This window comes from Mesorhizobium sp. M7A.F.Ca.US.011.01.1.1 (assembly GCF_003998295.1).
Taxonomy (GTDB): Bacteria; Pseudomonadota; Alphaproteobacteria; order Rhizobiales; family Rhizobiaceae; genus Mesorhizobium.
In genome coordinates, this window is record NZ_RZRT01000002.1 from 257,160 (window position 1) to 278,800 (window position 21,641).

General features: G+C 64.2%; 18 protein-coding genes and 1 pseudogene. 15 read left to right on the forward strand and 4 right to left on the reverse strand.

Going from position 1 to position 21,641, the window contains the following annotated elements; all coding sequences use genetic code 11:
* Positions 1–253 precede the first annotated feature (253 nt).
* The 15 genes and pseudogenes from EOA13_RS03800 to EOA13_RS03870 all read left to right on the forward strand — a co-directional run bounded on the left by EOA13_RS03800 (position 254) and on the right by EOA13_RS03870 (position 16,638).
* On the forward strand, positions 254–1,756 hold the full coding sequence (locus tag EOA13_RS03800) for a sugar ABC transporter ATP-binding protein (protein WP_127289822.1): 1,503 nt from the start codon (positions 254–256) through the stop codon (positions 1,754–1,756).
* Complete coding sequence (locus tag EOA13_RS03805) at positions 1,753–2,751, forward strand: ABC transporter permease (RefSeq protein WP_127289823.1); 999 nt, start codon at positions 1,753–1,755, stop codon at positions 2,749–2,751. Before EOA13_RS03800 ends, EOA13_RS03805 begins: the two co-directional genes overlap by 4 nt.
* The gene (locus EOA13_RS03810) at positions 2,751–3,746 is read left to right on the forward strand and encodes an ABC transporter permease (RefSeq protein WP_127289824.1); all 996 of its coding nucleotides are present in this window, start codon (positions 2,751–2,753) and stop codon (positions 3,744–3,746) included. The genes EOA13_RS03805 and EOA13_RS03810 overlap by 1 nt, the downstream gene beginning before the upstream one ends.
* Before the next feature lie 14 nt (positions 3,747–3,760).
* Positions 3,761–4,699: a sugar ABC transporter substrate-binding protein gene (locus EOA13_RS03815; protein WP_023811535.1), complete on the forward strand. Its 939-nt coding sequence runs from the start codon at positions 3,761–3,763 to the stop codon at positions 4,697–4,699.
* A 238-nt stretch (positions 4,700–4,937) separates the two neighbouring features.
* Positions 4,938–6,110 (forward strand): FMNH2-dependent alkanesulfonate monooxygenase, encoded by a 1,173-nt coding sequence (ssuD, locus tag EOA13_RS03820; protein ID WP_127289825.1) that lies wholly within the window; start codon positions 4,938–4,940, stop codon positions 6,108–6,110.
* Positions 6,107–7,567 carry an FAD/NAD(P)-binding protein gene (locus tag EOA13_RS03825; protein WP_127289826.1) on the forward strand — a complete coding sequence of 487 codons (1,461 nt, stop codon included), beginning with the start codon at positions 6,107–6,109 and terminating at the stop codon, positions 7,565–7,567. Before ssuD ends, EOA13_RS03825 begins: the two co-directional genes overlap by 4 nt.
* A gap of 164 nt (positions 7,568–7,731) precedes the next feature.
* Complete coding sequence (gene sfnG / locus EOA13_RS03830; RefSeq protein ID WP_127289827.1) at positions 7,732–8,835, forward strand: dimethylsulfone monooxygenase SfnG; 1,104 nt, start codon at positions 7,732–7,734, stop codon at positions 8,833–8,835.
* A 114-nt stretch (positions 8,836–8,949) separates the two neighbouring features.
* Positions 8,950–9,902: pseudogene (locus tag EOA13_RS03835) on the forward strand (ABC transporter ATP-binding protein).
* A complete protein-coding gene (locus tag EOA13_RS03840) occupies positions 9,899–10,798 on the forward strand; it encodes a branched-chain amino acid ABC transporter permease (RefSeq protein ID WP_127289828.1) in 900 nt (299 codons plus the stop codon). Before EOA13_RS03835 ends, EOA13_RS03840 begins: the two are co-directional and overlap by 4 nt.
* A gap of 3 nt (positions 10,799–10,801) precedes the next feature.
* Entirely contained in the window at positions 10,802–11,842 is a 1,041-nt protein-coding gene (locus tag EOA13_RS03845; RefSeq protein WP_127289829.1) for a branched-chain amino acid ABC transporter permease, read from the forward strand.
* Positions 11,843–11,908: 66 nt separating this feature from the next.
* The gene (locus EOA13_RS03850) at positions 11,909–13,246 is read left to right on the forward strand and encodes an ABC transporter substrate-binding protein (RefSeq protein ID WP_127289830.1); all 1,338 of its coding nucleotides are present in this window, start codon (positions 11,909–11,911) and stop codon (positions 13,244–13,246) included.
* Between the two features lie 78 nt (positions 13,247–13,324).
* Positions 13,325–14,131: an ABC transporter ATP-binding protein gene (locus EOA13_RS03855; protein WP_127289831.1), complete on the forward strand. Its 807-nt coding sequence runs from the start codon at positions 13,325–13,327 to the stop codon at positions 14,129–14,131.
* A gap of 24 nt (positions 14,132–14,155) precedes the next feature.
* Entirely contained in the window at positions 14,156–15,403 is a 1,248-nt protein-coding gene (locus EOA13_RS03860) for an SfnB family sulfur acquisition oxidoreductase (protein ID WP_127289832.1), read from the forward strand.
* Positions 15,404–15,475: 72 nt separating this feature from the next.
* The gene (gene msuE / locus EOA13_RS03865) at positions 15,476–16,036 is read left to right on the forward strand and encodes an FMN reductase (RefSeq protein ID WP_023811544.1); all 561 of its coding nucleotides are present in this window, start codon (positions 15,476–15,478) and stop codon (positions 16,034–16,036) included.
* Between the two features lie 116 nt (positions 16,037–16,152).
* The gene (locus EOA13_RS03870; protein ID WP_127289833.1) at positions 16,153–16,638 is read left to right on the forward strand and encodes a hypothetical protein; all 486 of its coding nucleotides are present in this window, start codon (positions 16,153–16,155) and stop codon (positions 16,636–16,638) included.
* Positions 16,639–16,653: 15 nt separating this feature from the next.
* Here the strand turns inward: EOA13_RS03870 and EOA13_RS03875 are convergent, their stop codons facing one another.
* The 4 genes from EOA13_RS03875 to EOA13_RS03890 are packed head-to-tail and all read right to left on the reverse strand — an operon-like array spanning position 16,654 to position 21,596.
* Entirely contained in the window at positions 16,654–17,193 is a 540-nt protein-coding gene (locus tag EOA13_RS03875; RefSeq protein ID WP_127289834.1) for a hypothetical protein, read from the reverse strand.
* Positions 17,186–20,071 (reverse strand): sarcosine oxidase subunit alpha family protein, encoded by a 2,886-nt coding sequence (locus EOA13_RS03880; protein WP_127289835.1) that lies wholly within the window; start codon positions 20,069–20,071, stop codon positions 17,186–17,188. Before EOA13_RS03880 ends, EOA13_RS03875 begins: the two co-directional genes overlap by 8 nt.
* Positions 20,068–20,334, reverse strand: coding sequence for a sarcosine oxidase subunit delta (locus tag EOA13_RS03885; RefSeq protein ID WP_127289836.1), 267 nt, complete (start codon positions 20,332–20,334; stop codon positions 20,068–20,070). Before EOA13_RS03885 ends, EOA13_RS03880 begins: the two co-directional genes overlap by 4 nt.
* Positions 20,335–20,342: 8 nt before the next feature.
* Entirely contained in the window at positions 20,343–21,596 is a 1,254-nt protein-coding gene (locus tag EOA13_RS03890; protein ID WP_127289837.1) for a sarcosine oxidase subunit beta family protein, read from the reverse strand.
* Positions 21,597–21,641: the final 45 nt, after the last annotated feature.

The window sequence follows — 21,641 nt, forward strand, 5'->3', positions numbered from 1 at the left end:
CGGTGACACGATGTCCACAACGACCGCCGGAATCCAGCTTGCCAGAACTGTTATATTAGTGCAATAGTCATCGTCCGCGGCGAGAAATTCAATCCGCAACCGAGAGCCTGGACTGAGCCGCGTGTTCAAAAGCGCGGACGTTTCAAGCCAGTTCGAAGAGGGTCGAATTGCGTTTGAAGCGACTATTATACTAACATATCGATGGCCGATACCGAGGACGATCGGCCAGCCGCCAGGAGGAACCTAGCCAGATATGACTGTCGCCGCCGATTGCGCCTTGGACATGCGAGGCATCAGCAAGACGTTCCCGGGCGTGAAGGCTCTGTCCAGCGTCAATTTCGCCGTGAAATTCGGCACCGTTCATGCGGTCGTGGGTGAGAACGGCGCCGGCAAATCGACGCTCATGAAAGTGCTCAACGGGTCCTACGCACCCACCAGCGGCACAATCAGGGTCGGCGGCGCCGAAGTGCGCATGCGCCGGCCCGCCGACGCCCAGGCGCTGGGCATCCGCATGGTGCACCAGGAAATCAATCTGGTCCCCGACCTGAGCGTCGCCGAAAACGTCTATCTCGGCCGCATGCCGGGCAAGTGGACCTTTCTGCGCAAGGGCGAGATGATCCGGGCTGCAGCCGCCGTTCTCGATGAGCTCGGAGCGGCCATCAACCCGCGTGAACGGCTCGGCAACCTGTCGATCAGCCAGCAGCAACTCGTCGAGATCGCCAAGGCCTACGCGGCGCAGCCCAGGATCATCGTCCTGGACGAACCGACATCCAGCCTCAGCGAGCATGAGACGGCGGCGTTGTTCCGGATCCTGCGCAAGATGCGCGATGACGGCATCGCCATCATCTACATCAGCCACCGACTGAAGGAGGTGCTCGAAATCGCCGACGAGGTGACTGTGCTGCGCGACGGCTCAATGATCGAGACGCGTCCGATCGAAGGCATAAATGCCGCTCACATGATCAGGCTGATGGTCGGTCGCGAAGTCAGCAATGTCTTCCCGAAAAGCCCGGCCGAAATCGGCAAGTCGGTGCTGCGCGTCGAACGCATCAGCGACGGCACGCGCTTCCGCAATGTCAGCTTCGATGTACGCGCCGGCGAGATACTGGGCTTGACGGGGCTGGTGGGCGCTGGCCGCACCGAGGTCGCCCGCGCAATCTTCGGCCTGTCGCGGCTTGTCGAGGGCTCGGTCAGCGTCAACGGACGCGAGGTCTCGATCAACTCGCCATCCCAGGCGGTCAGGGCAGGCATTGCCTATGTTCCGGAAGATCGCAAGGGCGACGGCGTCGTGCCTGGAATGTCGATCCGGGAAAACATCAGCCTGCCCATACTGCGCCGCCTGAGCCGTTTCGGTCGCATCAGCCGCAGCGCCGATCACTCGCTTGCCGCGGACTCGGTCAAGCAGTTTTCGATTTCACCGCCCGACGGCGAACGGCGCATCAGCCTTCTGTCGGGCGGTAACCAGCAGAAGGCGGTCATCGCCAAATGGCTTGCCGCCAAACCTTCGGCCTTGATCCTCGACGAGCCGACGCGGGGCGTCGACGTCGGCGCCAAGGCCGAGATCCACCACATCATCGGCCAACTCGTCGCCGGCGGCATGGCGGTCGTGATGATCTCGTCGGAGCTGCCCGAAATCCTCGGCGTCTGCGACCGCGTGGTGGTGATGCGCGATGGCTATGCCTCCGAGCCTCTCCTGCGCAGCGAATTGAGCGAGGAGCGCATCATGGCGCTAGCCACGGGGGAGGAGACGGCGTGACCGAAGCTGCCACGGAGATCGGCGGCGTGAACCGCAACGACCGCTTTACGCGTAGCAGCAGGCTTGTCGATGTCCTGTCGAAGGCGGGGCTGGCCTTCGCTATCCTCGCCGTGATGCTCTACGGCTCCTTCATCAGCCCCGCCTTCTTCACATCAGGCAATTTGCTCAACGTCCTGACCTCGATGTCCATCGTCGGCATCGTCGTCGTCGGCATGACCTTCGTGCTCGTGGTCGGCGGCCTGGCCGACCTGTCGGTGCCGGCCACCATCGCCTGCGGCGCCATCCTGTCGCTCGGGCTGCAGCCGATGATCGGACCGCTGCCGGCCTTCGTGCTGGCGGTTGGTCTCGCGGGCCTCATAGGCCTGCTCAACGGGGTCCTGGTCGGATATGTCGGCATCAATCCAATCATTGCCACGCTCGGCATTGGCACGATCGGACTGGGCATCGTCCAGGCGGCTGTCGGCGGGGTCATCGTCTATGGCAGCAATCCCGCCTCCGCCGAATTCGCCAAGGGCCGGCTGTTCGGCATTCCGGTCGTGGTGCTGATCTTCCTGGTCATTGCTCTTGTCGGCCATTTCGTCCTGTCCCGCTCCTTCTGGGGCAGATGGACGCTCGCCACCGGCGGCAATTACAGCGCCGCCGAGGCGAGTGCCGTTCCGGTGCAGGCCGTGAAGTCCGGCGCTTTCGTGATCACGGCACTCGCTTCCGGCATCAGCGGCGGCCTGCTCGGGCTGACGCTGCAGAGCGCGCGACCGCTCATCGGCGGCGGCTACGAATTCAGTGCCATCACGGCGGTGGTGGTCGGCGGCGTGTCGATCGTCGGCGGCTTCGGATCGGTGCCACGGGCCATCGCCGGCCTCATCTTCGTGCAACTGCTGACCAACGTCATGGTGCTCGACGGTGTGCGCACGCCGATCCAGGGTTTCGTGCTCGGCATCCTGATCGTCGGCGCCGTCGGCATGGATGCGGCGCTGCGCAAGTGGGGCGTGTCGTGATGCGTTTTCTTTCGCTTGTCTCGCAGTATCGCGTCATCGTCATTCTCGGTCTGACGCTGGTCATTTCCGCGCTGGTGGTCCCCGGCTACCTCTCGGCATCGACCCTCGGCCTCGGCCTCGATCGGGCGGCGACAATCGGCCTAATCGCGATCGGCCTGACGGTGCTTTTGATATCGGGCCAGATCGACCTCTCCGGTGGCGCGGTGTTTGCCCTGGCCGGCATCGTATCGGTCATCCTGCAGCGAGAGATCGGCATCCTCCCTGCGGCGATCGTCGGCATCCTGGTCGGTACCCTGGCAGGCGCCGTCAACGGCATGCTGGTCGTCGGCCTGAAGGTGAATTCGCTCGTGCTGACGCTCGCGACGATGCTGATCTTCCGCTCGCTCGCGCACTGGATCACCAACAGCCAGCCGGTGACCGGAACCGACATCATGCTCTCCCTGGCGCTGGCCAAGATCTATCTCGATGTCTTCACCCTCCGCAGCGCGCTGTTCATCGCCCTGATCGTGCTGCTGCATTTCTGGCTGACGCGCACCATACCTGGGCGCAACGTCTTTGCGGTGGGGTCCAACCCGGCGGCTGCCAAGGAAAGCGGTATCGCCTCGGACCGTATCGTCTTTCTCGGCTTTGTCTTTGCCGGCACGCTTGCCGGCCTGGCGGGGGTTCTCCAGAGCCTCGTCACCAACACCGGCTCGCCTGTCTTCGGCTCGGAACTGACGGTCGCCGTCATTGCCGCGGTCGTGGTCGGCGGGACTCGTCTCGAAGGCGGCAGAGGATCCGCGCTCGGCACGCTCGGCGGCATGCTGACGATCGGCTCGCTGACCATCGCGATGGAGTTCCAGTCCGTTCCCGCATACGTCCAGCAGGTCGTGTCCGGGCTTATCCTGATCCTGCTCGTCGTGCTCGATCGGGCCGTTACCACCAAGGGGAGGGCTCCGGGCACGCGCCCGGCGCTCGTTCGCGACAATCCAATCACTCAAGGAGGAACCACATGATTGGGAGGAAACACATGATTGGCAAGAAAAGCATGCTTCACGTCGCCGCCATGGCGGCTGTGCTGGCATCGACGGGCTGGGCCAGCGCCAAGACGGTCTGCTACGTGACGGCAGCGGATTCGCATGCCTACGCGACGCCGGCCAACAAGGCGCTTCAGGCGCGCGCCGCGGAACTCGGCATCGAGATCCTGAGCCTCAGCCAGGATTTCGACGTCCAGAAAGGCACCGAGCAGCTCAACACCTGCGTTGCGCGCAAGGTCGACGGCATCATCCTGTGGCCGCTCGACCCGCAGGCATACATACCGGGGCTGGCGCGCGCACAGCAGGCGAACATTCCGGCGATCCTCATCAATTCGCCGATGAGCGACGATGCCAAGCCGTTTATCAAGTCGTTCACCGGGCCTGACGTCTACGAGGAAGGCAAGCTGGCGGCGGACTCGCTGAGCAAGGCGCTGGGCGGCAAGGGCTCCGTCGTCATCATCGCCGGCCAGGCCGGCAACGGTACCACGATCGGACGCGTCAGCGGCTTCACCGACCGTCTGAAGGAAACCAATGCCGACATCAAGGTGCTCGACACGGTCAACGCCGACTTCGACCAGCAAAAGGCGCTGGTGGTCAGCCGCGATCTGATCACACGCTTCGGCGACCAGATCAGCGGCGTCTACGCCAATGACGACACGATGGCCCGCGGCTTCATCGACGCATGGAAGGAGGCCAACCCCTCCAAGGCCGCACCGCCGATCGTCGGCATCAATGGCCAGAAGGATGCGTTCGAATCGATCCGCACCAATGAGATGTACTCGACCATCGTCCAGTCGCCCGTCGAGGATGGCCGCCTGGCGATCAACACGATGGCCGAGATCATCGACGGCAAGGAGGTCAAGGACCGGCTGCCCATCCCGCTGACCGTCGTCACCAAGGACAACGTCAACGCGGTCGAACCAGCGTTCTGATACGAGGAGGCCGGCCCGGTGTATTCGGGCCGGCCTCCTTTCCTTGCCAGAGAGAGAAATTCTAATAGCGGCGACAGAATTGGAATAAACTAACTCTACAGAGTTTGTGTAATAAGCAATCTGCACTGGCGATCTGGTTTCCACCCGGACAGGACCACGCCATGCCCACTCTTTCGCATCAGCTACTCACCAAAGCAGGCATATCCGGCCGCCTTCGCCAGGCAGCGGGAGAAAGGCCATGAGCCGGATCGTGCCAGACCGCATCAAGGTGCTCTGGTTTCTGCCGACGCATGGCGACAGCCGCTATCTCGGCACAGCCGAGGGCGGCAGATCGGTCGATCTGCCGTATCTGACGCAAGTGGCGAAGGCGGCCGACACGCTCGGCTACTATGGCGTGCTGTTGCCGACCGGCCGCTCTTGCGAAGATTCCTGGGTGATCGCATCGGCTCTTGTGCCGATGACCGAACGCTTGCATTTCCTTGTCGCCGTGCGGCCCGGTTTGCAGTCGCCGACGCTGGCCGCGCGCATGACTGCGACGCTGGATCGCATCTCCAATGGCCGCCTACTGATCAACGTCGTCACCGGCGGCGATCCGCTGGAGAACAAGGGTGACGGCATTTTCCTGTCGCATGCCGAACGTTACGAGGTGACGCAGGAATTCCTTCGGATCTACAAGCGGGTGCTGAGCGGCGAGACGGTCGGGCATGAGGGCAAGCATTTCCGCATCGAGGATGGAAGGCTGCTGTTTCCGCCGGTGCAGACGCCCTACCCCCCGCTCTATTTCGGCGGCTCGTCCGACGCTGGGTCCGTGGTGGCGGCGCAGGAGATCGACAAATATTTGACCTGGGGAGAGCCGCCAGCCGATGTAGAGCGCAAGCTGGACGGCATGCGTGAACTGGCTGACAAAGCCGGCCGCAAGCTCTCCTTCGGCATTAGGCTGCATGTCATCGCCCGCGAAACCACCGAGGAGGCCTGGGCCGCCGCCGACCGGCTAATCAGCCGGCTCGACGATGCGACGATCGCGTCGGCGCAAAAGGTGTTCGCTCGCATGGATTCGGTCGGCCAGGCGCGGATGAGCGCATTGCATGGCGGCAATCGCGCCAAGCTCGAGATCGCCCCCAACCTCTGGGCCGGCGTCGGCCTGGTGCGCGGCGGCGCAGGTACCGCACTTGTCGGCGATCCCGACACGATCGCCGAGCGCATCGACGAGTACCGGCGCCTCGGCATCGATACCTTCATCCTTTCCGGCTATCCACATCTCGAAGAAGCCTATCGCTTCGGCGAGCTGGTGCTGCCGAAACTGCCGACCGACCATCCGGTCAAGGCAGCCGGCTCGTCCGTAAACACCGGTCCGTTCGGCGAAACCATCGCCGGCGACCACCGGCCGAAGTCGCTCGCCAGCGCCTCGTGAACTTGCTTCCTGCGTCCTCGCGGTTGCGCGTCGCCATTATTGGCGGCGGCTTTTCCGGTGCGGCGGTGGCGTGGCACCTGGCGCAAATGCCTGGACCGGAGCGCATTTCCATTTCCGTGATCGAGCCGCGACCCTTGATTGGCGGTGGCCTTGCCTATTCCAGCGAGGAACCCTCTCATCGGGTCAATGTTCCCGCGGTCAGGATGAGCATGGCTCCCGACGACCCGCAGCATTTTGCACGCTGGTTGACTGGCAGCGGAGAACTCGAACACGACCCGGATGCGATCTGGATGAACGGCGACGCTTTTCCGCGCCGGCGCGTGTTCGGTCGCTATGTTGCCGAGCATCTGGCGCCGCATCTCAATTCCGGCCCTGTCCATCATGTTGAAGGTTCCGCCACACGCGTGACACGCGATGCCAGTGGCGCGGGCTGGACCGTGCACACCTCTGCCGGACCGGTCGCCTCCGACATCGTCGTTCTAGCAGCAACGCATCCGCAGCCTGCAATTCCAGCCGCGTTGATCCACCTGACGGAAGCGCCGGGTTTCATCGCCGACCCATACGCAGCCGCGGCGCTTGCCGGGATCGGGCCGGACGCCTCGGTGCTGATCGTCGGCTCCGGGCTGACCTCGGCCGACATGGTCGCCGAACTTGACCGTCGTGGCCATCGTGGCCGCATCCTCACGCTGTCGCGCCGCGGCTTACGCTCGCGCGGACACCCCGATGTCAGGGGCGAGCCTTTTGGCGATTTTGCATCCGCGCCGGCGACGACGGCGCTCGGCCTGCTCAGGACCATTCGCGCGACGCTGGCAGCGGCAAGAGCGGCCAATGTCAACTGGCAATCGGTCTTCGACCAGTTGCGCCTGCAGGGGCCGGTGCTGTGGGCCGCACTTGCCCCGCCGGAGCGGGCAAGGCTGGTCCGCCAGCTGCGCGTGTTCTGGGACGTGCATCGTTTCAGGATCGCCCCGCAGGTCGCCGCCGTGCTCGACCGGCGCCATGCCGCCGGTACAGTCGACACCATTGCCGCCAGGCTTATCGCGTCGAACGATGAGGACGGCAGCCTGGCTGTCAGCTTTCAACGGCGCGGGCAGACCCGGATCGAGGCGGCGCGCTTCGCTGCCGTCATCAACACCACCGGTCCGGCTCATGGGCAGGCGCTGCAGCTGAACCCGGCGCTGAGCTCGCTGGCTGAAGCCGGCTTCATCAGGACGGACCAATATGGGCTTGGCATCGAGACAGGTCGCGACAGCCGCGCGATCGGCCGGGACGGTGAGGCGGTCGCGACACTCCTGGTCGCCGGCCCGCTGGCGCGAGGCACTTTCGGCGAGCTCATGGGTCTGCCGGAAGTCGCCCGCCATGGCCAGGCGGTCGCGGTTGAAATTGCCAAGCTGCTGGGAACGCTGCCGTCAGCCGAGGCTATCGGCGCCAGTGCCGCGCAGGGTTCGGTCATGAGCTGACACCAGCAAACGGGCTGGCCGAGCAAAATTGGTATTTCCGTCCCAAGAGGGCCTCAAAAACGGAAAATCCTTCTTTGTATATAGATTCTATAAACATAATAAATATCGACGAAACCGGCTGCGGTCGGATCGATCAACGAGATGGCCTGAATGGGAGACAGTTCATGGCACACGCAGAGACCGACGCGGTCAAGTTTGCCTACTGGGTGCCGAATGTTTCGGGCGGCCTGGTGATCTCCAACATCGAGCAGCGCACCAACCATTCGGCCGAGTACAACCGCAAGCTGGCGCAGATCGCCGAGAAGTCCGGCTTCGATTACGCGCTCAGCCAGATACGTTTCACCGCCGGCTACGGCGCCGACGAGCAGCATGAATCGGTGGCGTTCAGCCATGATCTATTGGCGGCGACCACCACGCTCAAGGTCATCGCGGCGATCCTGCCCGGACCGTGGAACCCGGCGCTGGCGGCCAAGCAGATCGCCACCATCAGCTATCTCACCAATGGCCGTGTCGCAATCAACCTCGTCTCCGGCTGGTTCCGTGGCGAGTTCCATGCCATCGGCGAGCATTGGCTCGATCATGACGAGCGCTATCGCCGCTCGGAGGAATTCATTCGTGCGCTGCGCGGAATATGGACCGAGGACAGCTTCACCTTCCGTGGCGATTTCTACCGCTTCAACGAATATTCGCTGAAGCCGAAACCGCCGCAGCCGCTGCCCGAAATTTTCCAGGGCGGCTCGTCGCGCGCCGCGCGCGACATGGCATCGCGCGTCTCGGACTGGTACTTCACCAACGGCAACACCCCGGCCGAGATCGCCAAGCAGGTCGACGACCTCAGGGCCAAGGCGAAGGCCAACAACCATTCCGTCAAGGTTGGCGTCAACGCCTTCGCGGTCGTCCGCGAGACAGAGGACGAGGCCAGGGCGGTGCTCGCCGAAATCATTGCCAAGGCCAACCCCGAGGCGGTCAACGCCTTTGGCCATGAGGTGAAAAATGCCGGCAAGGCTTCGCCGGAAGGCGAGGGCAATTGGGCGAAATCCTCCTTCGACGATCTGGTCCAGTACAATGACGGCTTCCGCTCGAACCTGATCGGCACCCCCAGGCAGGTCGCTCAACGCATCGTCGACCTGAAGCGCGCCGGCGCCGATCTCATCCTGCTCGGCTTCCTGCACTTTCAGGAAGAGGTCGAGTATTTCGGCAAGCATGTCATCCCGCTGGTCCGCGAACTGGAAAACGCCGAGGCGGCGGCGTCGTTGGCGGCGGAGTAGCCACCCCACAGGCTGGCCGGGCAAGTTCCGGTCGGCAAACGCATGAAGGTTGCCGGCGCGCTCGATCCGTCGAGCGGCAATGAGATTTTGCGCGCCTAATCAAGGACGATTGGAATGCCGTTGCCCAGTTATACCCTCGGAGTGATGGAAGCTTCGGTCTATGCGCCGGAAGTTTTTGCGCGCGGCCTGCCGTCAAGCCCGCGTCTGCAGCAGCAGTCCAAAGACGACGGCGAGCCGATCGGCTCCGTTGCTGGTATCGCCGCTCCGCTGCTTTCGCTCCAGGGCATCGGCCTGTCGTTCGGCGGCGTCGTGGCACTGGCCGATATCGACCTGTCGGTTCACCCAGGCGAAATTCGCGCCATCATCGGCCCGAACGGCGCCGGCAAAAGCTCGCTGATCAACGTCATCAGCGGCGTCTATCGGCCGGATCGCGGCCACGTCCGACTCGACAGCACCTTCTATGCCAGGTGCCGACGCAGCAGCTGGCTCACCTCGGTGTCGCCAGGACTTTCCAGAATCTTGCACTGTTCAAGGGTCTCAGCGTCCTCGACAATGTCGCTTCCGGCCTCGCCTACAAGGTTCGCTCCAACTTTGCCGGCCAGGTGCTCGGCATCGGCCGCTCGCGCGGCGAGCAGCGCGAAACACGCAGCCGCGCGGAACAGATCCTCGAATTCCTCCATCTCACCGCCATTCGCGACCGTCTTGTCGGCACCTTGCCTTACGGGCTGCAGAAGCGTGTCGAACTGGCCCGCGCACTGGTCGCCCAGCCGCGCCTGCTTTTGCTCGACGAGCCGATGGCCGGCATGACAGCGAGCGAAAAGAGCGAGATGGCGGCTTTCGTCCGTGCCGCGCGCGATCGTTTCGCCACCACCGTAGTGTTGATCGAGCACGATGTCGGCGTCGTCATGGGGCTGTCCGATCGCATCGCCGTTCTCGACTACGGCCGCAAGATCGCCGACGCCACGCCCGATGAAGTCAGGAACGACCAGCGCGTCATCGATGCCTACCTCGGCGTTGCCTCGGACGATGAGGCCCTCTCCCGCAATGAAAGAAGGGCAGGCATATGATCGCCGACTTCGACTACCAGTTCTTCATCGAAGTGCTCGTCGGCGGCCTGCTCTCCGGCGTCATGTATTCGCTGGTCGCGATCGGCTTCGTGCTGATCTACAAGACCTCGGGCGTGCTCAACTTCGCGCAAGGCGCGATGCTGCTGTTCGCGGCACTCACCTTCGTCAGCCTTGTCGAGCGCGGCATTCCGTTCGCGCTGGCGCTGGTGGTCACCTTCGCCATCATGGTGGCGATGGGTGTCGCCATCGAGCGCACGGTGCTGCGGCCGCTCACCAACAAGCCGCCGATCACGCTGTTCATGGCGACGCTCGGCCTGTCCTACATCATCGAGGGCGCCGCCCAGCTGATCTGGGGCACGCAGGTCCACGGCCTCGATCTCGGCATCGAGGACGTGCCGCTGGAAATCGGCGGCGTGCTGATCAGCCAGTTCGACATTTTTGCCGCGGTGGTTGCCGCCGGCATGGTCCTCCTGCTGTCGCTGTTCTTCCGCTACACCCGCATCGGCCTCTCCTTTCGCGCCGTTGCCGATGATCAGTTCGCGGCCCTCGCGGTCGGTCTCAGGCTGCCGCTGATCTGGGCCACCGTCTGGGCTGCTGCCGGTCTTGTCGCACTGGTGGCGGGACTGCTCTGGGGTGCGCGCCTCGGCGTGCAGTTCTCGCTGTCGCTGGTGGTGCTGAAGGCGCTGCCAGTGCTGGTGCTCGGCGGCTTCGATTCCGTCCTCGGCGCCATCGTCGGCGGGCTTCTGATCGGCGCCAGCGAGAAGCTCGCCGAGGTCTATATCGGCGACTATTTCGGCGGCGGCATCGAGAGCTGGTTCGCCTATGTCGTCGCGCTCGTTTTCCTGCTGATCCGCCCTTCCGGCCTGTTCGGCCAGAAGCTCGTCGAGAGGATCTGAACGATGACCGCGATAACAAGCGATTTCGCCGCCGCGCCGGTGCTGCCGAAATGGGTCGTGCCCGTGCTTTTGCTCGCTTTCGCTTATACCGTCGTGCCGCTGATCGGCTCAAGCTATCTGTTCGAAGCCATCCTGCTGCCGTTCCTGGCGCTCAGCCTCGCCGGCGTGGGCTTGAACATCCTCACCGGCTATGCCGGCCAGGTTTCGCTTGGGAGTGCTGCCTTCATGGCGGCCGGGGCCTTCGCCGCCTACAATTTCAACCTGCGCGTCGAGAGCCTGCCGCTGATCGGCAGCATCGTCCTGGCCGGCATCGTCGCCGCCGCAATAGGCATCGTCTTTGGCCTGCCGAGCCTGCGTCTGAAGGGTTTTTATCTCGCGGTCTCGACGCTTGCCGCGCAGTTCTTCGTGCAATGGGCACTGACCAAATTCAGCTGGTTCTCCAACAACTCGGCTTCCGGCGTCATCGACGCGCCGAGATTGTCGATTTCAGGCTTCGCGCTCGACGGCGCCATCGGCCGCTATCTCTTCGCGCTGACCATCGTCACCGTTCTGACCTTCCTCGCCCATCGGCTGGTCTCGTCGCAGACCGGGCGCAACTTCATCGCCATCCGCGACAATGAAACCGCCGCCCGCATCATCGGCATCCCGGTGCTCAAGACCAAGCTGCTGGCCTTCGCCATCTCGTCCTTCATCATCGGCGTCGCAGGCGTCATCTGGGCCTTCGCGTATCTGCGGACCGTCGAGCCGGATGGCTTCGATCTCGACCGGTCGTTCCAGATCCTGTTCATCATCATCATCGGTGGCCTGGCTTCGATCCGCGGCGCGTTTTTCGGCGCCGCGCTCATCGTGGTCTTCCCGCTCGCTCTTTCGCGCCTCGGCGGCTTCCTGCTTGGCGATCTTTTCGATTCGGGCGTGCTCGACATGAGCCAACGCATCGTGCTGGGCGCGCTCATCATCCTGTTTCTGATCCTTGAACCCGACGGGCTGGTGGCGCTGTGGGACAGGGTCCGAAGACGGCTCCTGTCCGCCTGGCAGTCGACTTGAGCTGACGCATCCGAAAATGAACCAGAGGCCGAACCCAAGACGGCCCATACCGGGAGTACCTCAACCATGAATTTCCTGAACACAATCAAGGCGGCGGCGCTGTCCGCGGCGATGATCGTGTCGGTGGCCTTGCCCGCCGCGCACGCCGACGAACAGTATTTCCCGCTGCAGAGCTACCGGGTCGGGCCCTATGCGGCCGGCGGCACCGGCTTCTTCGGCGGCTTCATCGATTATCTCAACCTCATCAACATCCGCGACGGCGGCGTCAACGGCGTCAAGCTGACCTGGGACGAATGCGAGACCCAGTACGAGGTCGAGCGCGGCGTCGAATGCTACGAGCGGCAGAAGAGCCATGCCGGCGCCGCCGCCTGGAACCCGCTCTCGGTCGGCATCGCCTATGCCATGATCGACCGCATCACCGCCGACAAGGTGCCGCTGATCACCGTCAACCACGGCCGCACCGATTCCACAGATGGACGCGTTTTCCCCTACGTCTTCCCGCTGCTGCTCAATCCCTACAGCGAGACGTCAGGCATCGTGAACTACATCGCCTCCAAGGAAGGCGGCATCGACAAGCTGAAGGGCAAGAAGATCGTCGTGCTCTATCACGGCTCGCCTTACGGCAAGGAAACCATCCCGATCTATGAATTGCTGGCGCAGAAATACGGCTTCACCGTGCAGCAGATCGAGGTGCCGCATCCCGGCAACGAGCAGCAGTCGCAGTGGCTGACGATCCGCCGCGCCAAGCCGGACTTTGTCGTTCTGCGCGGCTGGGGCGTGATGAACCCGGTGGCGCTGAAAACGGCGGTCAAGGTCGGCTATCCCGTCGATCACATCGTCGGCAATGTCTGGTCGAATTCTGAAGAGGATGTCATCCCGGCCGCCGACGCCGCCAAGGGTTACACCGCCATCACCACCCAGGCTTCCGGCAACTCCTACCCGGTGGTTCAGGAGATCGTGAAGACGGTCTACGGCGCCGGCAAGGGTAACCTCGAAGACAAGGCGCGTATCGGCTCGGTCTACCACAATCTCGGCATCGTCAACGGCATCCTCAATGTCGAGGCGATCCGCGTCGCGCAGGAGAAGTTCGGCCACCGCACGCTGACCGGCGACGAGGTCCGCTGGGGCTTCGAACACCTCAAGCTTGATCCGGCCAAAGTCGAGGCGCTTGGCGCCAAGGACCTGTTCCACTCGATCAATGTCAGCTGGGACAATCACGAAGGCGAGGGCTACGTGACCTTCCAGCAGTGGGACGGCAAGAAGTGGAACGTCGTCTCCGACTGGATCGCGCCGGACTGGGCGCTGCTGCGGCCAATCATCGAGAAGTCCGCCGAGGCCTACGCCGCCGAGAAGGGCATCAAGCTGCGCACCGCCGACGATGCCAACGCGGTGACCACCAACTGAGCCAACGTCGGGCGCTGCGGACAATTTTCCGCAGCGCCCGGCCTGTTTCGGTTCATCGAACCACGGAAATGAGAGCCCATGCCGGACGATGACGTCATTCTTGCCGTGGACGCGGTCCATGCCACCTACAACCACGCCATCACGGCGCTGCATGGCGTCAGCTTCGAGCTTCGGCGTGGCCAGATCCTGGCATTGCTCGGCGCCAATGGCGCCGGCAAGACCACCACGCTAAAGGCCGTCTCCAACCTGCTGCCGGCCGAGCGCGGCCAGGTCAATGCAGGCACCATCCGCTATGAAGGCAGCGATGTCTCGCGTCGAAAGCCGGGCGATCTCGTGCGCGCCGGCCTGGTCCAGGTGCTGGAAGGCCGGCACTGCTTCAAGAGCCTCACCGTCGAGGAAAATCTGGTTGCCGGCGGTATTGGCCGCAGCGGCCGCCGCGCCGAGATCAACGAAGATCTCGAGCGGATCTACGGCTACTTCCCGAGGCTTAGGGAAAAGCGCCGGACATTGTCCGGCCTGACTTCTGGCGGCGAACAGCAGATGACCGCCATCGGCCGGGCGCTGATGTCGCGGCCGCGCCTGCTGGTCCTCGACGAACCGTCGATGGGTCTCGCCCCGCTCATTGTCCAGGACATCTTCCAGACGCTCAGAAAGCTGAACCGCGAGACCGGCCTGTCGATCCTGGTTGCCGAGCAGAATTCGGCTGTGGCGCTCCGTTATGCCGACCACGCCACGGTGCTGGAGAACGGCGTCTCCGTTCTCTCTGGCGCTGCCGCCGAACTTCGCCAGCGCGAGGACATCAGGGCCTTCTATCTCGGTCAATCGACCACCGGGCAACAGCCATCGCCCGCCGCCAAACCAGCCCATCTCCATGCCGTTGCCTGAAATGAAATCCGAAGGAGCAGTGAAATGACCGTTTCGACCGTCAAGACCGACCAGGCTTCCGCCGCCATCCCGCCAGTCGCGCGGCCGACCGCGCCAGCGCACATCATCAAGGACGCCGCCGAGGCGATTGCTATCGCCCACGCGCTCGCCGCCGAATTCGTCAAGGACTCCTCAAGGCGTGACCGTGAGCGGATCTGGCCGGTTGCCGAACTCGATGCCTTTTCGCAAAGCGGCCTGTGGTCGATCAACGTGCCCAAGGCATTCGGCGGGCCGGAATTGTCCTATGCGACCCTGGCGAAGGTGATCGAGATCATCTCGGCGGCGGATTCATCGATCGGCCAGATTGCCCAGAACCATCTCGGCGTCGTCGCCGCCGTCAGGACCGTTTCCGACAAGGATCAGCAGAAACTGCTGTTTGCCGAAGCGCTGAAGGGCACGCGGTTCGGCAACGCCTTTTCCGAGTTCGGCTCCAAACGCGCCGCCGATTTCGAAACCCGCTTCACCGATGCCGGCGACCATGTCGTCGTCAATGGCCGCAAATTCTATTCGTCCGGCGCGCTGCTCGCTCATCTGGTGCCGATCGTGGCGCTCGATGACCAAGGCCGTGCCTGGTATGCGATCGCCGACCGTGGCGCGCCCGGCCTGACCGTCATCGACGATTGGTCGAGCTTCGGCCAGCGCACGACGCTGTCCGGCACCGTCATCATCGACAACGTCAAGGTGCCGAAGACGCATCTGGTGCCCGGCTACAAGGGTTTTGACAGGCCAACCGCCGACGGCGCCATCTTCCAGATCATCCAGGTGGCGGTCGACACCGGCATCGCCCAGGCAGCGATCGACGAGACGGTCAATTTCGTCAGGACCAAGAGCCGAGCCTGGATCGACAGTGGCGTCGACAATGCCTGGGACGATCCCTACACCATCCAGGCCATCGGCGACCTGACGCTGCGCCTGCACGCGGCGCAGGCGCTGCTGGAAAAGGCCGGCCTGGCAATCGACCGGGCGGTGATCGAGCCGACCGCCGACGCGGTGGCGCACGCCCAGATCGTCACCGCCGAGGCCAAAATCCTGTCGACCGAGATCGCCATTGCCGCCACCAACAAGCTATTCGAACTTGCGGGAACCCGCTCGACTCTGGCCGAACACAATCTCGACCGGCATTGGCGCAACGCCCGCACGCACACGCTGCACGATCCGGTGCGCTGGAAATATTCCATCCTCGGCAAATATTTCCTCAACGGCGAAAACCCGCCGCTGCACGCCTGGAGCTGATTTCTCACCGGCGGGCGAGAGGCTCGCCACAGCAAAATTTTTCGGCCACTATACCCCAAGAGGTTCACTGCCATGTCAAATCCAACAGTCGTCGGCTTTTCCGGCAACATCACCCGGCCGTCAAAGACGCGCGCCTTCGTCGATCTGGTCACCAGGGACATCGCCGCCAGCCACAGCCTGTCGGCGACCACTTATGATATCGAGGATCTCGGCCCGTCGCTCGGCACGGCAAGATGGGCCCGCGACCTCGATAGCCAGGCCCGGGCGATCCTGGACGAAGTCCTCGCTGCCGACGTGCTCGTCGTCGGCTCGCCGACCTACAAGGGCAGCTATACCGGCCTGTTCAAGCACTTCTTCGACCTGATCGATCCGGCAGCGCTGCGGGGGAAGCCCATCGTGTTGACGGCGACCGGCGGTGGCGAGCGCCACGCCTTGATTGTCGAACATCAGCTGCGGCCGCTGTTCGGCTTCTTCGAGGCCTTTGCGCTGCCCACCGCCGTCTACGCCACCGACAAGGATTTCACCGACGGCGTGCTACACTCCGAGGCGATCCTTAAGCGTGCCGCGCAGGCGGTCGACGAGGTCGGCTTCGTGCTGGCCAACCGCTCGGCAGGCAGGATCGCCGCCGAATAGACGCCGTCGGCGGATTACGCCGCAATCGAAATTCGCGTAATGATTGATCTCGCTTACGCAATTTACGACTGCCCGCTAAAAACGTTCCTGTCTGATTCGTCTGGGACAGGAACGTCATGAGCAAAGCCCTCACATCCTTCGCACTGGTCGCCGTGCTGACCGCCTTGCTCATGGCGTTGAGCCTGGCTGTCGCCAGGCACGGCTATCCCTATGGTGCCATCGGCGTCAGGCGCCTTGACGGCATCGCCGACGCCGGCGTGTTCATCCCGATTGCCGCTGTCTATTTCTTCAGCGCAATGCTGATGATGATCCTGCCGATCAGGGCGGCCGGCATCGTCCTGACCCATGCCGCCGACGCCCTCTTCTGGACCGTGATCGCACTGTTTGCGACCATCGTCGGCAGTCTTGTCGCCAGATGGGCGTTCGGGCAGGGCAGCGCCGTGTGGGCATTGCTGAACTGGCGGTTCCTGTTTGCGGCGGGGATCGTCGGTTGTCACTTCGTCATGAACGAGCTGCGTCGCAACGTGCTGTTGCGCAGCCTGTTCTTCGTCGTCTTTGCCGCCGCGACGCTGGCCTGCCTGTTCTGGTCGTTCACGCTCTGATCGCACTGCCGCCGGCTAATCGGCTGATCCGGCGGCGATGTTGCCGACGGCAATTTCCATCCATGTCCAGAGATAGGCGGCAAGACCGCGATCGACATGGATGCGCAGCTTGCCGTCATGGCGATAGACGACGGCGCTGATGCCGGCAAAGGAAAGCGCTGCACTGGCACTTGGCTGGCTCTGATCGAGCGTCGTTCCACGCGCGATGAAAGCATCGAGCGCCGTGCCCTCGGCCTCGAATATTTGCAACCCGGCGCTGATCGCCGTCGCCGCGAACCCGTCTGCATGCCAGCCCGTGGCGATGGGGAGCGGGCTCTTCGACACGACGAGCAACCGGTCGCGCGCCAGCCGCGCCGCATAGCGGTCGCCCTGTGCGGTACCAAAAGCACCCACGCCAGTCCCGCCGATGCTGGAAGCCCGTGTCCACGCGTCGAGGTCGCCACTGACCAGAAGCTGGTTGAGGCCGCAGATCGCGCTGACCGCAAGGCCCGGCGTGGCGATGACCGCGCCCTGCCAGTCCGGTGCAACAGACCATTTTTCCGCGAGATCACGCATGCAGCCGCTCTCCTGCCGGGTCGAAGGCGCAAGGGGCGGTAATCGTCGCCTTGCTGATCTTGCCGAGATGCTGGATGTCGATCGTCTCGCCCTGCCGCGTCGCACCGCGCTCGATCAGCCCAAGCGCAACCGGGCGGCCAAGCGTCGGGCTTTGGTAGCTCGAGGTGACAAAGCCCTGGCTGCGCAATCTGCCGTCGATCCGTTTGATGCCATGCGCTCCGGTAGGCAGCGGCGCTTCGCCTTGCGGCACCGCCAGCCCGACAAGCTGCATGCGGTTTCCGCGCGAGGCCTCCTCTGTGAACAGCGAGCGGCGGCCGACGAACTCGGTCTGGCGTTTGGCGCGGGGACCCTCGACGCCGAGATCATGCGGCAGCGTGGTGCCGTCAGTGTCCTTGCCGATGACGATAAAGCCTTTCTCGGCGCGCAGGATCATCAGCGCTTCGAGGCCGATGACAACGGCATCGAAGGCCTGGCCGGCCTGGCGCAGTTGCGCCCATAACGACTCGGCGCGATCGGCCCGGATGGAGATTTCGTAGCTCCTGTCGCCAGTGAAACTGACGCGGGCAATGCGGACATCGTCGCCGGCATAGGTGCCATGAGCGATCGCCATATGCGGCAGGTCGGCATCGTCGAGCGAGAGGCCGAGGTCCAGCGTTTCGAGCAGTTTTCGGGAGTTTGGCCCCGAGACGGTCAGCGTCGCCATGTCTGATGTAGCGTTGTGGATGTAGACGGCGTCGCGCCCAAAACGGTCCTGACGCCATTCCTCCAGCCGGGCGTGCACGGCAGCGACATGCGAGGACGAGCACGAGACGACGAAGCGATGCTCGTCCAGCCGCACCAGAACGCCGTCGTCGAAGACCACGCCGTTCTCCGACAGCATGAAGCCGTAGCGGCAGCGGCCGGGCTTCAGCGTCGACATGGTGTTGTAGTACAGAAAATCCACGAATGCCGCCGCCTGCGGCCCGATCACCTCGATCTTGCCGAGCGTCGAACCATCGAACAGCGCCACGGATTGACGGGCGCGCCGTGCCTCGTCCGCGATCGAACGCTCCGCATCTGCGTAGCCACCATAGTGGGCCGGGCGCAGCCAGCCGCCATATTCCTGAAAGACGGCGCCATTGGCGCGGTGGACATTTTCGAGCGGCAGCCGCCGCACCGGCGCCATCAATTCGCCGACGCGCGCGCCGGCAAAGCTTGCCAGCGGCACCGGGGTGAATGGCGGACGATAGGTGGTGGTGCCGACCTCCGGCACCGTGCGGCCGGTGATACCAGCCATCAGCGCAAGGCCCGGCAGGTTGGATGTCTTGCCCTGATCGGTCGCCATGCCGAGCGTCGTGTAGCGCTTCAGATGTTCGACCGAGACGAAGTTTTCGCGTGCCGCCAACTCGACGTCCTTCACCGTCACGTCGTTCTGGTAGTCGATCCAGATGCGCCCCTTTGAACCGGGCATTGGCCATGCCGCCAGAATGCCGCCCGTCGCCTCCGGCCCGGTGCTCCGCGGTAGGGGAGCCTTCGTCTGGCCGAGCGATGCAACGGCGGTGCTGGCGCCAGCAAACACCTCCGACAAGGAAACCGCGCCGGCAGCCGCACCTGCCACCGCGATGTTATCGACCGGATCGCCCGGCAGAAAGGCCGCGCGGGCCTCGCTCCAGGCGAGCTTGCCCTTGGCTTGGCCGAAGAGATGGATGGTCGGCGTCCAGCCGCCCGAGATCAGGACGCAATCGGCATCGAACCTCGTGCCGTCGTCGAGCGTTACGCCGTCGACGCGCAGCCTGCCGCTGGCGGATATGAGAGAATGCCCTTTGGCCAGCCGGACATTGGCCGGCGCGGCAGGCGTGCCGTCGCGCCGGATGTCGACAAGCCTGACTTCGGCGCCGGCCTCGGCAAGCGCCCCCGCCACCTCATAGGCGCTGTCATTGTTGGTGGCGACGACGATGCGGCGGCCGACCAGCACAGCGTGGCGCCGGAGATAGGCGAGCGCCGCATCCGCCGATAGGATGCCCGGCAGGTCGTTGTTGGCGAAGGGCAGCGGCCGCTCGATGGCACCAGTCGCCAGCACGATCTGGCGCGGCCTGACCCGCCACAGCGTATCCGGCCGGCCGTCGAGATGACGCTGGTTCAGCCCGACCAGATTGTGGTCGTAAATGCCGAAGGCGGTGGTCGAAGGCAGGATGAGGTGACCGCCAGCGGCAAGCTCGGCAACCGTCCCCTCGACCCACACGGCCGCTGATTTCTCGTCGATCTCACCGGCGCGGTGGCCGAGCGATCCGCCAGGGCTATGCTGGTCGTCGACCAGTGTGACGGTCAGGCCAGCACCAGACGCCAGCCTTGCCGCCGCCAGCCCTGCCGGTCCCGCGCCTACAACCAGCACATCGCAATGATGGTTGATCTGGTCCGCCGTGCCCGGCGAGATCCAGTCGGCGTCGACTGTGCCCAATCCCGCCATGGCGCGGATGCGTGGCTCGAACCTGTGCCAGTCCGGCCACATGAAAGTCTTGTAGTAGAACGCCGCCGGTATGAAGCGCGCGAAACGGTCGAGAAAGGCGTTGCGGTCGGCCAGCGCGCTGGGCGTGGCGTTGACGCTTTTCGCCACCAGCCCGTCGCGCGCCGGCTCGGTCGTGGCGCGCGTGTTGGGCTTCGCCGGCACGCTGCCGCCGAGATCGACCAGCGCGTTCGGCTCCTCGACGCCGGCACCCCAGATGCCGCGCGGCCGGTGATATTTGAAGCTGCGGCCGACGACCGCGACGTCGCCGGCCAGCAGCGCCGAGGCGATGGTGTCGCCGGCAAAGCCATGCACGGTGGCGCCGTCGAAGCTGAAGCGGATCGGGCGCGAGCGGTCGATAGCGCTGCCGCCGGTGGCAAGACGCGAGGCGGTCACGCGGCATGCTCCCCGTCGAGAGCGGCCGAAGACAGCACCTTGTGGGTGATGGTGTCCCGCTCCATGACGAAGAACTCGCTGCAAATCATGTGAACCCAGATCTCGCGCGCCGTGCCTTTCGGATTGCCGCGCAGATAGAGGTACTCAGCCCAGCGATCGATCGGCACGTCGGCACCGTCAGGCCTGATGTTGCCGGCATCGCCGCCATAGTGGAATTCGGTCTCGTCACGCGGGCCGCAAAATGGGCAAGGGAACAACTGCATGATTGCCTCTAATGCGCGATGCCGGAGCCGGCCGCTTCGTCGATCAGCCGCCCGCTGGCGAAGCGATCGAGGTCGAAGGGGCGGCTGATGTCGTTGTGCTTGCCGGTCGCCAGCAACTGCGCCAGCAGCGTGCCGCCAGCGGGAATGGCCTTGAAGCCGCCCGTGCCCCAGCCGCAATTGAGGAACAGGCCGGGCAGCGGTGATTCGCCTATGATCGGCGAGGAGTCCGGCACGACATCGACGATCCCGGCCCATTGCCGCATCAGCTTGAGCTGGCCGAAGATCGGAAACATTTCCAAAAGGCCGGCAATCACCCCCTCCAGCGTCGGCAGATTGCCGCGCTGCGCATAGGAAGGGATGCGGTCAAGGCCGCCGCCGATGACGATCTCGCCCTTGTCCGACTGGCTGACATAGACGCCGCAGCCGGGCGACAGCACCACCGTGTCGAGGATCGGCTTGACCGGCTCGGACACGCCGGCTTGCAGCGCATAGGAATTGATCGGCAGCCGGAAGCCGGCCTTTGCCGCCAGCACCGACGAGTGACCTGCCACCGCCATGCCGATGCGGTCGGCACGGATCGCGCCACGCGAAGTCTGGACGCCGCGACAGCGGCCGCCTTCGATGATGAAATCAGTGATCTCGCAGTTCTGGATGATATCGACGCCGAGCCGGCTCGCCGCCCGCGCGTAGCCCCAGGCGACGGCGTCATGGCGCGCCGTGCCGGCCCTGCCTTGCCAGATGCCGCCGAACACCGGGAAGCGCGCGTCCGGCGAAAAATTGTAGATCGGCGCCACCCGGCGCACATCCTCGGGAGAAAACAATTCGGCATCGATGCCGTTGATCTGCATAGCGTTGACGGTGCGCGCCCCGATCTCCATCTCCGCGATCGAGTGGCACAGATTGACCATGCCGCGCTGCGACAGCATGACATTGTAGTTCAGGTCCTTGCCCAGCCCTTCGTAAAGGCGGTGCGCCAGCCCGTAGAGCTCAACGCTTTCCGGGTAATAGTAGTTGGAGCGCACCACGGTGGTGTTGCGGCCGGTGTTGCCGCCGCCGATCCAGCCCTTTTCCAGCACAGCGACCCTGGTGATGTTGTGGTTCTTTGCCAGGTAGTAGGCCGTCGCCAGCCCATGGCCGCCGCCGCCGATGACGATCGCGTCGTAGGCTGGCTTCGGCTCGGGCGATCGCCACGCCGGTTGCCAACCGGTCTGGCCGGCCAAGCCCTCCTTGAACAGCGAAAAGGCGGAATAGCGTGTGGTCATGACGTGCCGGACAGGCCTGATTTTCGGAAAGAAATGTGGATCATC

Coding starts and splice junctions, on each gene's coding strand:
- EOA13_RS03890 (WP_127289837.1), bottom strand. CDS start 21,596: ATGACCACACGCTATTCCGCCTTTTCGCTGTTCAAGGAGGGCTTGGCC.
- EOA13_RS03870 (WP_127289833.1), top strand. CDS start 16,153: ATGAGCAAAGCCCTCACATCCTTCGCACTGGTCGCCGTGCTGACCGCC.
- EOA13_RS03845 (WP_127289829.1), top strand. CDS start 10,802: ATGACCGCGATAACAAGCGATTTCGCCGCCGCGCCGGTGCTGCCGAAA.
- msuE (WP_023811544.1), top strand. CDS start 15,476: ATGTCAAATCCAACAGTCGTCGGCTTTTCCGGCAACATCACCCGGCCG.
- EOA13_RS03840 (WP_127289828.1), top strand. CDS start 9,899: ATGATCGCCGACTTCGACTACCAGTTCTTCATCGAAGTGCTCGTCGGC.
- EOA13_RS03855 (WP_127289831.1), top strand. CDS start 13,325: ATGCCGGACGATGACGTCATTCTTGCCGTGGACGCGGTCCATGCCACC.
- EOA13_RS03860 (WP_127289832.1), top strand. CDS start 14,156: ATGACCGTTTCGACCGTCAAGACCGACCAGGCTTCCGCCGCCATCCCG.
- EOA13_RS03875 (WP_127289834.1), bottom strand. CDS start 17,193: ATGCGTGATCTCGCGGAAAAATGGTCTGTTGCACCGGACTGGCAGGGC.
- ssuD (WP_127289825.1), top strand. CDS start 4,938: ATGAGCCGGATCGTGCCAGACCGCATCAAGGTGCTCTGGTTTCTGCCG.
- EOA13_RS03800 (WP_127289822.1), top strand. CDS start 254: ATGACTGTCGCCGCCGATTGCGCCTTGGACATGCGAGGCATCAGCAAG.
- EOA13_RS03810 (WP_127289824.1), top strand. CDS start 2,751: ATGCGTTTTCTTTCGCTTGTCTCGCAGTATCGCGTCATCGTCATTCTC.
- sfnG (WP_127289827.1), top strand. CDS start 7,732: ATGGCACACGCAGAGACCGACGCGGTCAAGTTTGCCTACTGGGTGCCG.
- EOA13_RS03885 (WP_127289836.1), bottom strand. CDS start 20,334: ATGCAGTTGTTCCCTTGCCCATTTTGCGGCCCGCGTGACGAGACCGAA.
- EOA13_RS03815 (WP_023811535.1), top strand. CDS start 3,761: ATGATTGGCAAGAAAAGCATGCTTCACGTCGCCGCCATGGCGGCTGTG.
- EOA13_RS03850 (WP_127289830.1), top strand. CDS start 11,909: ATGAATTTCCTGAACACAATCAAGGCGGCGGCGCTGTCCGCGGCGATG.